The following is a 16,285-nucleotide window of genomic DNA, read 5'->3' as shown; positions in this document are numbered from 1 at the left end:
CGCGCTTCCTAGTAAAGTGTCCAGTGGCGTTGTTGAATGCGGCTAATAAAGTGGCGCAAATCATGTTCTAGCGGACGATCTTCTACCACAAAATCAAACTCTTGTAACACGGCTAAGCGCATCTGCTTGATATTGTGACTCATGTGTTGCTCATCCAGCTCATGATGACGTTTGCGCAATTCTATTGCTTGGGTCGCTGCCAACAGCGAGGCGGCCGCCACTTGTTCTGTCAGTTCAAGCACACGTAGACAATCACGCGCGGCAATGGTTCCCATGCTGACTTTGTCTTGATTGTGACACTCAGTCGAACGTGAAAAAACGCTGGCAGGCATGGTATGTTTCAAGGCTTCGGCCGTCCACGCTGAAATGCCGATCTGCACGGCTTTAAAGCCGTGGTTGATCGGTTTTCTTTCGCCTTCTGCGCCAGTTAAGTTAAACGGCAAACCGTTGTTGAATTTGTAATCCATCAATTGCGCCATTTGGCGATCGAGCAAATCGGCTAGGTTAGCAACCTGTGTTTTTAAGGTATCCATTGCCATGGCAATGTGGCCGCCGTAAAAATGGCCGCCGTGCAGTACGCGTTCATTATCGCCATCGATGATGGGGTTGTCGTTGGCACTGTTGAGCTCATTTTCAATCAGTTGACGTAGCCACGGCAGTGCATCTTGCACGGTGCCAATCACATGGGGTGCGCAGCGCAATGAATAGCGATCTTGCAGGCGATCACTGTTGCGAGGTGGGCGCTCTGCTTGTAAGTCATCGCGTAGCCATGCTGCGATTTGTTGCTGGCCAGGATGCGGCTTGACGGCAAATAGCGCGGCATCAAAATGGAAGTCGTTACCCTGAATACCGACAGACACCATGGCGGTAATTTTGGTGCAGAGTTGAGTTAAATACTCGGCGCGTTTATAGGCTAAACAGGCCAAAGCAGTCATGACTGATGTGCCGTTCATCAGCGCTAATCCCTCTTTTGGTTTTAGCTTGATCGGGCGAATACCCAGTTCGTTAAACACATCTTGAGTTGGGCGCATCTCACCTTTATAAAGCACGTCGCGCTCACCAATCAGTGTGGCCGCGAGGTAGGAGAGTGGCGTTAAATCACCGCTTGCCCCGACCGAACCTTCTTGTGGAATACGAGGGGCGATATCGTGGTTGATCAAGGTGACGATTTGGTTAAGCAGTTCATGGCTCACACCAGAGACACCTTGCGCTAGTGAACACAAGCGTGTTGCTAATACTGCGCGAGATTGCTGATGGCTTAATATCTCGCCTAAGCCACAGCCGTGAAAGCGAGTCAAATGCAGTGGTAATTGGTCTACTAGATTCGGCGGAATGGCAACGGTGCATGAATCACCATAGCCGGTGGTTACACCGTAAATCACGCCTTCTTCTTTTAAAAGTCGTTCTAGAAAAGCGACGCCGCGATCAATTTTAGCGGTGAATTCCGCTGAAGAATTGAGGTTGGCCTGCGCGCCTTGCGAAATCGCGACAACATCTTCAATGGTGAGGCGATCGACGCCAAAAGTTATGCGGTTATCTGTCTGAATCATCATGCTGCTGTTTACTTAGAGTCCAAAAGTTGAAAAAGTTATACCACTGCAGTGGAGCTTGCAGTGTGTAATGTTCCAGCCGATCAGCGTAGCGTTGTACTACCTGCGCTAGCGCCGCTTGTCGCTCTTTTCTCGGTAAATCTATGTTGTCACTAAAGTGCTCGAAATAGACGTTAAAATGTGGAGTTTTAGAACGTTCGTCTCTTAAGCCAAACAAAAGGTAGACGGGAGCTTTCAACACCGAGGCCAACATAAAAGGGCCTTGTGGAAACGGTGCGGGTTGGCCTAAAAAATCGGCCCATACGGCTCGGGTCTCTTTGCTGGTGGACGTTCTATCTCCGACGATCACCACCCATTCTCCTTGCTCTATTTTCTGTTGAAGCAAAATAGCGGTATCAGGGCCCAAACGGCTCACTTGAATGAGGTTCAGTTCTGAGTTGGGATTGATCGCTTTCATTACCGCATTGAAGCGTTCGGCGTGCTCGGTGAAGACTAACGCATTGATCTTAATCTGAGAATGCCGACGTCCCAGAGCGCGGCACAGTTCAATATTTCCAAGATGAGATCCTAAAAGAAGCACTCCTTGTTTACGTTCTACTAGGGCTTGGAATGATTCTTGACCATGGATGGTCAAGTTTTTTACCGAAAAATCGCCTTTCCATGCCGCCAATTTATCCAGCATAGTGTGGCCAAAAGAGAGCAGATGGTTATAGCTAGAGAGATGATTTGGCAGCGTGATTTGGCGACGGTTTGCGTAACTTTGTAAGTGCTGTAAATATTGTTCAGAGGCTTGGCGAGCTTGTTTTCCGGTAAGGTAGTAATAGCCCATTACAAGTTTCAGCATCAGGTTAAAAATTGGCCGCCCGAGTAGGCTATATACCGCCAGTAACGCTTTAATACCTAGAATCGTTCCTCGTTCTTGACGCTTTGACCAGTGCTGGTTTGGCTCTGCGCCACTTTTGTTGTGCCTGCTTTGGTTGCGTTTCAGCAGTTGAGGAATACGCGGTAACATGCCAAAAAATAATTTGCTGTGCATCCAACTGATTTTGATGTTATCCCATAGTGCATCGAAATGAGAGACGCCTCCTTCAGGATAAATGACGCGAGTTTCCACAAAATCGATATCGACCCCGTGCCAATACATGCGAACTAAGATTTCGATGTCGAAATCCATGCGCGTGCCGATCTTATGGTTATTGAGCACCTCAACGGTGAGGTCTACAGGATACGCGCGAAAACCACACATACTGTCTTTGATCGTAAAGGATAGCGTTTCAATCCAAACCCAAAGATGCGTTGCGTAACGGCCATATAAACGCGCTTTGGGTACGCTGTCATCGTAAATCGGCTGACCAGAAATTAGGTGGTTTGGATGTTGCTTTGACGCGGCCAGTAATTTAGGCAGCGCTTGTAAATCATGTTGGCCATCGGCATCAATTTGGATGACGTGGCTAAACCCCAACTGCTGCGCTTGGCGAATGCCAGCCATTACCGCGCCACCTTTTCCTTGGTTTTGTTCTAGGGTAATTAGGTGAACATGTGTTTGCTGGGCGACGTTGCTCAACGCCTGTTTTGTTTGCTGATTGCTGCCATCATCAACCAGTAAAATGGGAAGTTCAAATGCGCTGAGTGATGAGACAACTTCTGCTACTGTGCTGCCGTGGTTGTAGCACGGAATTAAAAAACAAGCTTGATAATCAGCCACAGATTTCACCCAACTTCATTTTTCCTGATGAGTGAATGATATTTAAACCCTCACGCTGCGAACTATAACTAAACGCGAGTTTCTGTTTTTCCTCATCCCAACTAAATGCCAGTTGAACGGTCATGTCTGGCAAGATAGGTTCTTGGAATTTGATCACTTCCATACCTTGAAAGCTTGTGGGTACAGATAAGTATTCTCGTGCATAGCGCAGTGCCCAATCGATTTGGGTAACGCCTGGCAGCAATGGAAAATGTGCAAAGTGTCCTGAAAAATCAATAATGTCGGCGTCAACGCGCAGCGTCAAATTCACCGTGTGAGGCTGAGTTTCAGCACATAATAATGTGGGTGTTCTTTTGGCCATAATCTATTGGGCTTCGTTATTTTTATGGTTGGAATAGTGTTTCTAGTTCAGCAACAAGGCGCTTACCTTGGCTGTTGAGAGGGATCTCTTTTACCACTCTAAAGCGTCGAGGTACAGCAATAGGTTCTAACCATTGGCGCAGTTCAGAGCGCAGCAACAGCCAGAACTTCCCCTTTCCAAGTTGAGCTAATTTTTCAGTGCCGCTGGCTGACAGTACAATCGCTGAGATTAAGATCAAACGTTCACCGTCTTGCTGTGGTAACACGGCTGTTTCACTGATCCACGGCAGTTGTTCAATACGCTGCTCCACTTCAACCAGTGAGATCCGTTTTTCTTCGATTTTGATGATGCGATCGGTGCGACCTTTCAAGGTAAAGTGCCGCTGGTCGGAAAGCTCACATTCATCGGCTGTTTGATACCAATGATTTGGATCAATATGTGCAGAGCGCAAGGCTAAGCAGTGCTCGCTGTTAAGTCTTGCTTCAACAGTAGGAAAAAGCTGCCATTGCTGCGTTGCACTGTGCTGTTGCCGAAAAGCGATGCCGCCAGTTTCCGTACTGCCATACACTTCGATAGGTCGTTGCCCAAACAGGGTTTTTGCGTGACAAGAAGCAGAGTAGGGAAGCGGGCCACCGGAAGAAAACAGTGTGCGCATTGGGCTTGGCTGATGCTCTTGTGATAAGCGTTTCAATAGCGCAGGGCTACTAATCAGCACAGTGTCCGGATGCGCATGTGCGGTCACTTGTTCTGGAAATTCCAAGTTGTGGCGGGCAAATGCTCGCCCTGCACACAGTGGCCATAACACACGAAATAGCAGCCCATAAATATGTTGATGAGAAACTGTACTTTCCACTTTTGCACCAATGAGCTGTTCGCCCCAAAGCTGCTCTAAAATGGCGATTTCAGCTTCAAGCTGCCGCAGTGTTTTGATGATAGCCTTAGGCTGACCGCTGGAGCCTGACGTAAACAGCGTCACGGTTTGTGTCTCTAATGAAAGTGGTGCAAAACAAACGGCTTCATCGCGCATGTCGTTGGGTAGCGCTAAATGGTTAAGAGAGAGAGTTGGCGTTGAATTGGGTATTGTTATTGCCTCATCACACAGCAACAACTCAAAGTGTTGGCTCAGTTCTGCCAGTGCCGCAGGTTGATAATTACCGGGCAGAATTAATGATTTTTGCGTGCAGCAGACGGCGAAAAAACCGACTGAGAACCGATAGCTATCGCCAGCACACAGTGCAATATGATGTTCATTTCGCGATGCTAATTGCCGGCTTAGTTGGCTGACATCGGCGACAAAGTTTGCCCAGTTAATGGTGTTATTGAGGTCAAAAGCAACACAATGCGAATCGTTTCTTGGAGAGGAGAGTAACGTTGCAAGCGAGCAAAAATCGGGGTTGCCGAAAGTCATAGCGTACCTAGCCTTTGCGAATCCTTTGCCTTACTAGCCATTCCGTTACAAAGAGGCTGCCAGCAAGGAGATAACTGATCAATCCGTTATACAACGTCCAGATCTCGATAGATTGGAAGCAGGTATAAAGTGCGATGGCTCCATTCATGATGAAGTAGAGGCACCACACTTTAGTGACCGTGCGTGTGTACTCAATGCCACTTTGAGGAAGTTCAGGCTCTTGCAGCCTCGCCAGCCGTTCAATCACTGTTTGCGGTTGCGTTAGGCTCAAGGCAAAAAGAGCCAAAAGACATACATTAACCACAACAGGGTAAAACAGTAGCCAACCATGCTGCTGAAAGAACATCCCCAAAGTCACCAAAGTGATACCAACGAACCCACTAAGCCAAGCCAGTTGCTTCAGTTCTTGAAGCTTGGCTTGCCAACCAGAAAGAATTCTTAAAGCAAAAATAGCGGCTAAGAAGCCCCCTATAGCTTGCAAACCAAACTGATTAATCCCGAAGTAGACCGCGAGTGGGTAGGTAAGCAGGACGATTGCAGACAAAATCGTCAGCAATCGCCGCATTAGCTTTCCTTAACAAGTTCAATAACCGATTCCACCACATCATTGACGGTGCGAACGGTTTTAAACTCTTCAGGCTTGATTTTTTTGCCAGTCACTTTTTGTAAGTGAACGACAAGATCTACAGCATCAATACTGTCGAGATCGAGATCTTGATAAAGGTGAGCGTCTGGTTGAATATCGGCTTCATCAATTTCAAATAGTTCAACGAGAGCTTCTTTAACTTGATCAAATACTTGTTGTTGGTTTACTTCTGTCATAACGCTATCTATTTATTAGTGGCTAGTTTGAGATGAAATATAATTTGCTAAGTTTGCCACTGATGCAAAGTGTTGGCGAGTATTGGAGTCATCAGCGTCAATGACGATATTATACTTCTTTTTAATGGCCAAACCGAGCTCTAAAGCATCGATAGAATCTAAACCTAACCCATCACCAAAAAGTGGTGCGTCAGTTTCGATATCGTTAACTGAGATATCTTCAAGATTTAGTGCGTCGATAATGAGCTGTTTTATTTCTGTGTGTAGTATTTCCACTTCAACCTACTTATATAATGTTCTAGCCGTTTTGAACAAAACCTTGATATACACTTCCCCACTTAAAGTTGCAGCGGTGTTGGCTACGTTCGCTCACCCCAATCATATCGTTATCTATACGGATGGGGGACTTACTCACTTTCCGCTTCGCTGCAACTCGACGTTATGGGGCGATAACTTCAATAGTTTTGTCATTTCTGGTTATTGTTTTGGGGGAAAATCACCTCTGCAAGGTGGCGATTTAAACGTCGTGCTGCAGTGGTGGGGTTATCAGCACCTTCAATAAAAGGTGTGACGACAACTTTACCCTTTATCTCCACATGGAAAAAGGGTTTGGTTTTAGGAACTTGGTACCACTTTTGCTCTTTTGTGAGAAAACTCGGAGAAACGGTAATATGTACGATGCGTAAGTCTCTTTGAGTTCGGATTGCGATTTGCGCCGCACCGCGCTGCAATTTGGGTTTAACACCGGGTGTGGTTCGCGTGCCTTCAGGGAAAATCAATAATACGTTTCCGCGGCTCATGCGTTCCTCGCACACATTTAACAAATCATCAGGTGTTTCATTGGGGATATAACCTGCGGCTTGAACAATCCGTTTCATAAAAGGATTGGCCCAGATAGCTGATTTAACCAAGCAATCGCACTGATGAAGTTGTGATGCAATGAGAACATAATCAATTAAGCTTGGATGATTGGCGATAATAAGGCAGCTTTTATCCTGTTTTAATAGTTCTGCGTTGGTTATTTTATAGTCGATGGCACCTGTTAATTTCATCAACTTACAAAATATATTGAATGAGTTTTGGATTGATTTTTGAACTTTATATTCTCGACGATCTGTTTGCGATGAAAATAATGCAATCAGTGGGATAATAATAAAACTCAGCGTTAATCCGCCTAAACCAAATATAAAAAAACAAAAACCTGTAGCAGCAATACGCCAGTAGCGGTTGAACTCTAACATTTTCGTTGCCATTTCCAAGCGCTTTGCGAGCCCTCAATGATCCATTCAGATTTTTCTGACAAATAGTGGTGAAGAAACGACAATGCTTGCGGCTGTTGTGGCTTGGTATCAGACATCTGCATAGAGAGCGTAAAATCTGAACCGTGAGACAGGGTTAACCCTAAGGCATAGCCTTGAAACTGCCACTCTTCGTATTGCTGGTAGTCGCTAGGTAATGGCTCATCAAAATCAACCAACAGCACTTTGTGACTAGGGTGTTCATTTAAATAGAGCCAAGCTTCTAATATGGCACTTTGAAATGTGTTTTGTGCTGCTGCAATCGAGGTTAACGGGATCGGTTGTTTTGAAGCGATGGTTGCTAGGCCTGCCGCTGTATTATGAACAGATTGTGAAAACGCCATTGGTGAGGCTTCTTCGCCAATCAATATCGACTTCACGATTTCAACGCTACGATGAAGCTCGCCATGACGACATGAAAATACCATGTAATCAATATGTTGTGATTCTATAGCAGTCAGTGCAGTCTGCACGGCTAATTTGCTCAAACTACTCATTCTGCGGCGCATCATAGGAGGAATATGGTCTGTGTTGAGCGTATTATCGTCAGGCCAAATCTCTTCTCTTGCCCAATTTTGCCAATCAGTAGGGTGAGATAAGCCTGCAGAATTTGCAACCCAAGTATCAATATTTAACGTGATTATTTGCTGTTGATTTGACATAAGATATTGCATTGTTTTTGATAGGGTTAAATACTATGGCACAAGATTATTCTTCGCAACTATAAACGTTTGTATCCTTGACTTAAATATTGATTTTTAAGAATTGAGTCGAACTTAGATTAAGTGTTTGGATATTGTTCACAAATTAAAGTTAGGTTTTAATGTGTTAAATCAAAAAATAGATCCTTATAACGCTTTAGAGGCAAAAACCGAAGCTCAAAAATTATCTTTTGCCCCCATCGTTTTTCATACGGCGCGTACATTACGTGACTTAGGCATATTGGCTGCATTAGATAATGCTGGCGAAAAAGGTTTAAATGCGGAACAAATTGCTCAAGAAACGAGCGTGTCAGAGTATGGCGTTAAAGTATTGCTCGATATGGCCATCAGTGCCCATATTGTTTTATGGGATAAACCGAATTATTCATTGGCTAATCTAGGCATTTTTTTGCTGCATGATGGGATGACGCAAGCCAATATGGATTTCACGGCAGACGTTTGTTATGCCGCCATGATGCACTTAACCGAATCGATCACCGAAGGCAAGCCTGCTGGTCTGAAAGAACTCGGCGATTGGGATACCATCTACCAAGGTTTATCGCGTTTGCCCCAGCAAGCTAAAGAGAGTTGGTTCAAATTCGATCACTTCTATTCCGATCGTTCTTTTCCTATTTTGCTGAAAGAAGTGTTTCGTAAAAAACCGAAACATTTGGTCGATATTGGTGGCAATACGGGTAAATGGGCACTGCAATGTTGTCACTATGATTCAGACGTTGAAGTGACGATTGTGGATCTGCCACAACAGTTGGAAATGGCGATGGCTAACGCGCAGCAACAAGGTTTTACGCAGCGTATTCATCCTTTTCCAGCCAACATGCTCGATAAAGAACAACCGTTACCAAAAAATGCGGACGTGTGGTGGATGAGCCAGTTTTTAGACTGTTTTTCGCCAATGGAAATTTTGAGTATTTTAAAACGCGTTCGCGACAATCTTTCTGCATATTCGACGGTTTATATTTTGGAACTGTTCTGGGATTCACAGAAGTACGATGCGGCTTCTTATAGCCTCAATGCCACCTCTTTGTATTTTACCTGCCTTGCAAATGGTAATAGTCGCTTCTATCGCAGCGAAGATTTCTTAGAAATCGTTCAAGCAGCAGGATTACAGGTGATCAAACGAACCGACAATATTGGCCTTGGCCACACCTTGTTAGAGCTAAAAGCCCAAGCTTAATTAAAATCGATGCGAGTCAATTCATGAATAAAGAGATAACTCAAGTTGTTATCATTGGTGCGGGCCCTTCGGGTTCGACTGCCGCGGCATTACTCCATGCGCAAAACATACGTGTGTTGGTTATCGAAAAAGCACTTTTCCCACGCTTTTCTATTGGCGAAAGCTTATTACCTGCTTGTATGGAAGTGATAGAAGCGGCGGGAATGTTGCCTGATGTTATGCGTGCGGGTTTTCAATATAAAAATGGTGCAGCCTTTCGAAAAAATGGTGTATACGCTCAGTTTGATTTTACCGACAAATATTCGAATGGGCCGGGAACCACTTTTCAGGTACAGCGTAGTCAATTTGATAAAGTATTAGCGGATTCTGCTGTTAAGCAAGGGGTTGAAATTCGTTATCAACATCAACTGACGAATATCGAATTTGAAGAGAATAAATCACAATTATTGGTGACGGATCAACACGGCATAACGTATCAAATTGAAGCCGACTTCGTGCTGGATGCCAGTGGCTTTGGCCGAGTATTGCCTAAGTTACTCGGTTTGGAAGAGCCATCGTGTTTACCTCCGAGAAAAGCCATCTTTACCCATATCATTGATCATATCTCCCCTGAACAACCAGACTACGACCGAAACAAGATACTGATCTCCGTCCATCCGCGTAATCCTGACGTATGGTACTGGCTCATTCCTTTTTCTAACGGCACATGTTCATTAGGTGTTGTCGGTGAACCGTCGTTTTTTGACGGCTATCCAAGTGATAAAATTGCGGCGATCCAGCAGTTGGTGAATGAAATGTCTGAGCTGGCAGAACTGCTTTCGAAGTCCGAATATCCTAATCCTGCTGGTGAGCTAGGCGGCTATTCTGCAAATGTTAAGCACTTGGCCACGGTAAATTATGCGTTATTAGGCAATGCTGGTGAATTTTTAGACCCGGTGTTTTCATCAGGTGTAACGATAGCCATGAAATCGGCTCAGTTAGCAGTGTCTTGCGTTGTACGCCAACTAAAAAACGAAAGTGTAGATTGGCAGCAAGAGTATTCTCAGCCATTAATGGTCGGAGTGGATACGTTCCGCACTTATGTGGAAGGTTGGTACAACGGCATGTTACAAGAGGTGATTTTTTACCAAACGCCCAATCCAAGAATAAAGCAGATGATTTGCTCTATTCTTGCAGGATATGCCTGGGATCGTAGTAATCCTTATGTCGCTGAGCATCAACGACGCTTATCAAGTTTAGCTGAAATTATTCGTACTTCATCTCATTAATAATATCCGCACCGAAATTATGTTTTGGTGCGGATATGCATCTCACATTTTAATTTTATGGGTTTATTCTCTTGTAAGATTATTCCTACACCGCATTAACGTGTTGATAAATATGTATTTTAATCAATTTTGTTCTGATGCCCTATTCTTGGCAATGAGGAGCAGGATCGTTAAACTAGTTGGATATTGGAATCAATATCACGAGAATGAATTTGTTACGTATCTACTTGCTGTTAATTTTAGCAATTAACTTACTTTTTAATACTGTTTATGCCGCCGATTATTTATCAGATTCGGAACGTACCTATTTAAAAACAAAAAAAGTCATTGTAATGGGTGTATTGTCTGAACCTTGGCTACCTTATTGGGGCGGTATTGAGAATACAATCGGTATTCAACATGATTATGCGGTAGGAATAGGAAAAGAGCTTGATGTCAAAATTGAATATCGTAGCTATCAATCGATAACTGATCTTGTTGCTGCTGTGCATGGTGGTGATGTGGATTTTGCTATTGGTTTTAGCAAAACAAAAGAGAGAGAAAAAAACATTTTATTCAGTTTGCCGCTCTATAATAACCTACGAGTGATTTGGCTAAGGGACAAAAAATTAAATCAGCAAGATATGAATCATTTGAAATGGGTTTGCGTACAAGGTTCATCTTATTGTGAAACATTAGAGCAGAGCCATTACCCACACATATTACTAGCACAAAGTTTCTTAGAATCAGCAGAAATGATGAAGCAAGGTTTAGCCGATGCAACGATAACCAACTATATATCACTCAATCATTATATCAGCCCTAATTCTGGATATGACGGTGAGATTATTGCAGATGGTCGATTAGGTGTCGAAATAAATAGAATCATTTTGCCGATGGGAAATAATGAATTAAAAAGCATTTTTGATAAACTCATTCTTGCTGAAGCAACAGGAAATACAGCTAATAAGATAGACTCGACTAATGTTTATTTTTTGAATAATAAAGATAGCCTAAAATTATTAAGTCAAGAAAATAGCAATCAAATTGTCAGATACACCATAGAAGAAGATATATATCCACTCTCTTATTGTGATGAGGGTGATAATCAGGTGAAGGGATATGTCCATGATTTACTCAAGCTCATTGAGTCAAAAAGCTTTCTTAAATTTCAGTATGTGCCGGCCAATGGTAGAGATATTAGACAAATGCTTATCGATAATGAAGTCGATTTATTGCCTTCATTAAATGTCGATGACATCGATAATCGTGATTTTATAGCGACCCCACCTTACACTAATTTACAATTTGGTTATGTGGTCACTAAAAAGCCTTTTCAACAGAAAAAATTAGCGATATTAGATCGTACTGGTTACTTATATAGCCACTTAAAAATCTATGAAGATAATAAAAAAGTTAAAGTTTATAGAGATCTTAAAAAGGTTATTCTAGATTTAAAATCAGGTAAGATAACTCATGCCTTAATGAATCAAGATATTATAAATCAGCAAATGGCATACCTTGGTGATAAGTTTTTGATACTTCCAGCAATAGATAATGAAGGTTACTCTATTAATATCGGTATGGTCTTTCGAAAGGATGAGTCGATATTGTTTGAAATGCTCAGCCGATCTTTAACTATGGTAACTGAGTCTGAGATTAATGCACTAAAATCACTCCATAAGAAAGTGAATGTGAATTATGGTTATGATAAGCAGCAAGTTACAATCTATTCTTTGATTGCAATGTGTATTTTTTTGTTTTTATTATTATTTGGGATAATTATATTTTACAAGTTAAAAAGTTCCTTAAAATACAGTCAAATCAGTTCAAAACTTTCAGAAGTTCAAGTGCAATGGCTGACAGATTTGCTCGATAAAATACCCAGCATGATCTTCATTTCAGATGTGAATGGGAAAGTAGTGTTATCTAACCGTTCATATAAGCAATGTAGCAAGGCTTCTCTAATTAGTGATGATGTGAATTGCCTCATATGTACTGGCATCGGATCTGTCGATCTGTCGAATAAACACTATCAGATTGATGAGAAATATTATGTCATTAATCATGAATCGATTGCGCATCCCAAGAGTGGGGATACTCATTACTTGACCGTTTGCAGTGATATCACAGAACTCAAGCTATCAGAATTGGCATTACGTGATTCTAATAATAAGGCACTAGAAGCTGTAGATGCGAGGAATCATTTTTTAGCTGTAATGAGTCATGAGCTTAGAACGCCAATTGCGGCCATGCTAGGGTTGATGGAGATTTTATCAACTCGAATTAAAAACGATGAGAGCCGTTTGTTATTGACGAATGCAATTCGTTCTGCCGAGAGAATTAAGCACCATGTCTATGAGATTTTAGATTTTTCAAAAATGGAAGCTCAGCAATTACAATTAGATATACGCCAGCATAATATTTTAGAAGAGTTATGTCCCACCATTAGAAGCTTTGAAGCGAGTGCTAAGTTGAAAGGCGTTGAGTTCGTTGTTGATTGGGTGCCGACAGCTATTATTTACGCAAAGTTTGATGCATTACGCTTAAATCAGGTTCTTACCAATGTATTAGCCAATGCTGTTAAATTCACTACGGCAGGTACGGTTTCCATCCATGTTGAATTGACGGAAGAACAGATAGTCTTTGCCGTAAAAGATACGGGGTGCGGAATGAATGAAGCGCACTTGGATTCGTTATTTAAGCCATTCATGCAAGCGGATAAAACCATTACTCGCCAATATGGCGGTACTGGGCTTGGTATGTCAATAGTATCGAATTTAGTCAATCTAATGGATGGTCATATTACGGTTTCCAGTACGCTGAATGAGGGGACTCAAGTAACGATAGTGCTTCCCATTTGTGGTGAGCCTTTGTCTGAACCGTTGAGTCAACGTCACTACCGTTGCACTAACGAACGCATTATCGAGTGGCTGAAGTGTTGGCAGGTTTCGGTGAGTCAAGGTGGTGTATCCTTGGTCGATTTTGACGCGATAATGACCAAAAAACATCTCTATCCTGACCTGCTTATTGATAAGATAAAAGATAGTGAGCAAGTGCTGGTTCAACCGAAAAAAATGAAACTTTGCGGGCATGTTTTGGTGGTTGATGATGACGCTATTAACCGTTTGTTATTAAAAAAACAGCTGCATGAACTTGGTGTGCAAGCAACCATTGTTGGTGATGGAGAAGAGGCATGCCATCTTTTACAAAGCGAAGACAGCCAGTTCGATTTACTACTAACGGACTGCCATATGCCTAAAATGGATGGTTTCGCTTTAGCAAGATTTGTTAAAAATCATATTCCGCAAGAGAGATATAAGGTGGTTATCGGTTGTACGGCAGAAGATTCACGGTTGATCGCAGAGAAGGCTTACCAGTCTGGTATGGAACACGTGTTGTATAAACCCTACTCGTTGGCGTCGCTGTATACTATGTTGAGTGGTTATCTTTCTATGTATCCTTTAGTAAATGTTGACTCAAAAAGCTGGCTTGAGAGCTTTTTACCGAGTGAAAAAAGTGAAATTGCTTCTGTTGTGGCAGAATCTTTAGCGGCCGAGGTCGATAGACTCGAAAAGCATGATTCTGATTACAAAATGATAGCCCATCGTGTTAAAGGCTCTGCCGGAGCGCTTCAACTGGATTATCTCGCGAGTCTTGCGGTTAGCTTGGAGCGCGAATTAGAACCACAAGCTGTTGTATCTGCAAAACAACGACTGATAATGGAAATGAAAATCGTGATTACACAAGCACAAGAATGGTTAGATAAACAGCAACGAGTAGATGACGAATGAACATTTTGATTGTCGAAGATGATCGAATTCAAGCCACGAGTTTGAAACTGAAACTCAGACAACTTGGATTGAATAATGTCGATATTGCAGCAAATGGACACCAAGCGTTGGCTTTATGCTTGCGCAAAGAGATATCGCTGGTTTTTTGTGATATTCATATGCCGGAAATGGACGGAGTTACGCTTTTGTCGATGCTTGGGGATAAACATCCTTCACTCGGAATTATTATATTGAGTGCTGTTGACGATGCCGTGTTAGACCTTACTTATAACATGTGCTGTTTAGCGAGCTTTAATTTTGTCGATGTTTTGCGAAAACCCTATTCTATTGAGCAACTTGAAACCGTGATTCATGCGTTTCATGTGAAGTGTGAACAACAGGCCGCAAGCATTACGCCTATCTCATTAGGGTACAAAGAGATAGAAACAGCATTCAGTGAAGATTGGTTATTCAATTACTATCAACCTCAGTTTGATTTTAAAACGGGTGCCATGGTTGGAGTCGAGGCACTTGTCCGACTCGATCACCCAGTTCATGGTGTATTAAGCCCTGCGCATTTTCTGCCTCTTATTGAAGAGCTGAATTTGATGGATAAGCTGTTTTTAATTGTTTTGGATAAAGCATTATCGGCTTTAGGCAGTTTGTCAGCCGATCTCCAGTTATCAATCAATATCTCCCAGAGTAATTTACAACAGCTGATCTGTGACCCTATTCTTACTCTCTGTCACAAATACGCGTTTCCCACTGATAAACTTACGCTCGAGCTGACGGAAGATCATGTCTATAACGGTACGACAGCATCACTGGCTAATCTTGCGCGTTTAAGAATGCATGGTGTTGGTTTATCCATTGATGATTTTGGCACAGGCTACGCCTCTCTAAGTCAGCTTTCGAAATTACCCTTTACAGAACTTAAAGTAGATCAAAGCTTTGTCCGTGATCTCTCCACCAATTATAAAAACCAGCAACTCACCAACATGTGCTTATTGCTAGCGCAATCCTTAGGCTTGCATTGTGTTGTCGAAGGTGTGGAGGACGAAGATACTTGGCAATATTTACGTCATTTAGGCGTGGATACTTGCCAAGGTTATTATTCGGCGATGCCGATGCCGATTGGCGATCTCGCTGAACTGTATAGCAAAAATATCAGCAAGCAGTTAAGCCATCAAAGTATTGAAGATGGTGTGTATTGCTTATTAGTTGGAGAAAATTCGACTAGCGCTAATGCCCTAAGAAAAATGTTGATGAGAGAAAAACGCGTTACGCAGGTGGTCGTTGCCAGTGATCTCGCTTGCGCTGTAAAGAGATTGCGTGATTTACCTTTTAATTTAGTGGTTGTGGATAGCTACTGCAGTAAAGACGCTAGTTTGCAGTTGCATCAGCATATTGAATCGATGAATTTTAAGGGAAGACTTATTTTTCTCAATGAATATCATGAAGCAATATCTGCAGAACTTGCACATGCGCGCCACATTGTGAAATCAGCTGCATTGACTGACACCATTCAGAGCATAATGGGGGAGGTTGGGCGAACAGTTAATTTTCAACCTAGTTTTCGACTCAATGAAAGACTATCCAGCAGAGAGTTGAGTGTGGCAAATTTGTTGATTCAAGGTTTGACCAATAAGCAGATAGCTAATCAACTGGATATTAATCAGAAAACAGTCAGTACTTACAAAGCGAGAATTCAAAGTAAATTGGGCATTCGTTCGGCCATGGAGCTGATTCGTTACATTGAGCTCGATCATCTTAGTGCCAGTTTGAGCATCGCTTAAACTGAATGTCGATTTGCGTAAGCATTAGATTACACTTTTCGGTGAAAGTGTTTATTTATTATTACCAATCAACACGTTGTTAATTTATTGTTAATCGATTTTAGTGACACTCTTCACGGATTTTATTTTCAGATGGCAGGATTATCCCTTTAAGTTAGATCTAACGTAACTAAGATGTTAAAAAAAGGCTGATTTTCCAGTGAAATGTGCTGAAAATGTACTCAACACTAGATGATTTAGCACCATGGTCTGACCAGATGGCACTTGGTAACTTTAATTCACTGAGTTTGAGTTAATTGTTGGGCTATTTATCTATTCCATTAGGTAAACCATGGAATTATGCATTTTTTTGCTACGATTTTATGGCAAATTACTTCAATGGTTGCTAATGTGTGCCGCTATCCTTAGGAGTTTTTAGATTTTTCTGCT

Annotated in this window: 13 protein-coding genes; 4 read left to right on the top strand and 9 right to left on the bottom strand. The window is 42.4% G+C overall.

Annotated elements, in window-relative coordinates:
* Positions 1-8: 8 nt before the first annotated feature.
* From AACT23_RS10935 to AACT23_RS10895, 9 genes are all read right to left on the bottom strand, one after another.
* Complete coding sequence (locus tag AACT23_RS10935; protein WP_094128887.1) at positions 9-1,553, bottom strand: HAL/PAL/TAL family ammonia-lyase; 1,545 nt, start codon at positions 1,551-1,553, stop codon at positions 9-11.
* A complete protein-coding gene (locus AACT23_RS10930; RefSeq protein WP_094128884.1) occupies positions 1,534-3,264 on the bottom strand; it encodes a glycosyltransferase family 2 protein in 1,731 nt (576 codons plus the stop codon). Before AACT23_RS10930 ends, AACT23_RS10935 begins: the two co-directional genes overlap by 20 nt.
* Complete coding sequence (locus tag AACT23_RS10925; protein WP_094128881.1) at positions 3,248-3,616, bottom strand: ApeI family dehydratase; 369 nt, start codon at positions 3,614-3,616, stop codon at positions 3,248-3,250. The genes AACT23_RS10930 and AACT23_RS10925 overlap by 17 nt, the downstream gene beginning before the upstream one ends.
* Before the next feature lie 22 nt (positions 3,617-3,638).
* Entirely contained in the window at positions 3,639-5,024 is a 1,386-nt protein-coding gene (locus AACT23_RS10920) for an AMP-binding protein (RefSeq protein WP_094128878.1), read from the bottom strand.
* A gap of 7 nt (positions 5,025-5,031) precedes the next feature.
* On the bottom strand, positions 5,032-5,589 hold the full coding sequence (locus tag AACT23_RS10915) for a hypothetical protein (RefSeq protein ID WP_013856485.1): 558 nt from the start codon (positions 5,587-5,589) through the stop codon (positions 5,032-5,034).
* Complete coding sequence (locus AACT23_RS10910) at positions 5,589-5,846, bottom strand: acyl carrier protein (RefSeq protein ID WP_013856486.1); 258 nt, start codon at positions 5,844-5,846, stop codon at positions 5,589-5,591. The genes AACT23_RS10915 and AACT23_RS10910 overlap by 1 nt, the downstream gene beginning before the upstream one ends.
* A 15-nt stretch (positions 5,847-5,861) precedes the next feature.
* Positions 5,862-6,122, bottom strand: coding sequence for a phosphopantetheine-binding protein (locus AACT23_RS10905; RefSeq protein WP_019282451.1), 261 nt, complete (start codon positions 6,120-6,122; stop codon positions 5,862-5,864).
* 191 nt (positions 6,123-6,313) lie between these two features.
* Positions 6,314-7,087, bottom strand: a complete 774-nt coding sequence (locus AACT23_RS10900; RefSeq protein WP_029189783.1) for a lysophospholipid acyltransferase family protein — start codon at positions 7,085-7,087, stop codon at positions 6,314-6,316.
* Complete coding sequence (locus tag AACT23_RS10895; protein WP_094128872.1) at positions 7,081-7,818, bottom strand: beta-ketoacyl synthase chain length factor; 738 nt, start codon at positions 7,816-7,818, stop codon at positions 7,081-7,083. Before AACT23_RS10895 ends, AACT23_RS10900 begins: the two co-directional genes overlap by 7 nt.
* Positions 7,819-7,933: 115 nt before the next feature.
* On the opposite strand from AACT23_RS10895, the gene AACT23_RS10890 reads away from it, so the two are divergent.
* From AACT23_RS10890 to AACT23_RS10875, 4 genes are all read left to right on the top strand, one after another.
* The gene (locus AACT23_RS10890) at positions 7,934-9,040 is read left to right on the top strand and encodes a class I SAM-dependent methyltransferase (RefSeq protein WP_094128869.1); all 1,107 of its coding nucleotides are present in this window, start codon (positions 7,934-7,936) and stop codon (positions 9,038-9,040) included.
* A gap of 23 nt (positions 9,041-9,063) precedes the next feature.
* The gene (locus AACT23_RS10885) at positions 9,064-10,308 is read left to right on the top strand and encodes an NAD(P)/FAD-dependent oxidoreductase (RefSeq protein WP_094128866.1); all 1,245 of its coding nucleotides are present in this window, start codon (positions 9,064-9,066) and stop codon (positions 10,306-10,308) included.
* Positions 10,309-10,514: 206 nt separating this feature from the next.
* The gene (locus AACT23_RS10880) at positions 10,515-14,081 is read left to right on the top strand and encodes a hybrid sensor histidine kinase/response regulator (protein ID WP_094128863.1); all 3,567 of its coding nucleotides are present in this window, start codon (positions 10,515-10,517) and stop codon (positions 14,079-14,081) included.
* The gene (locus tag AACT23_RS10875) at positions 14,078-15,856 is read left to right on the top strand and encodes an EAL domain-containing protein (protein WP_017048098.1); all 1,779 of its coding nucleotides are present in this window, start codon (positions 14,078-14,080) and stop codon (positions 15,854-15,856) included. Before AACT23_RS10880 ends, AACT23_RS10875 begins: the two co-directional genes overlap by 4 nt.
* The last annotated feature ends 429 nt before the right edge of the window (positions 15,857-16,285 follow it).

Source organism: Vibrio sp. V09_P4A23P171 (genome assembly GCF_963875615.1).
Taxonomy (GTDB): domain Bacteria; phylum Pseudomonadota; class Gammaproteobacteria; order Enterobacterales; family Vibrionaceae; genus Vibrio; species Vibrio anguillarum.
The sequence above is the reverse complement of the archived record's forward strand: the minus strand, read 5'-3'. Positions and strand labels throughout refer to the sequence as shown.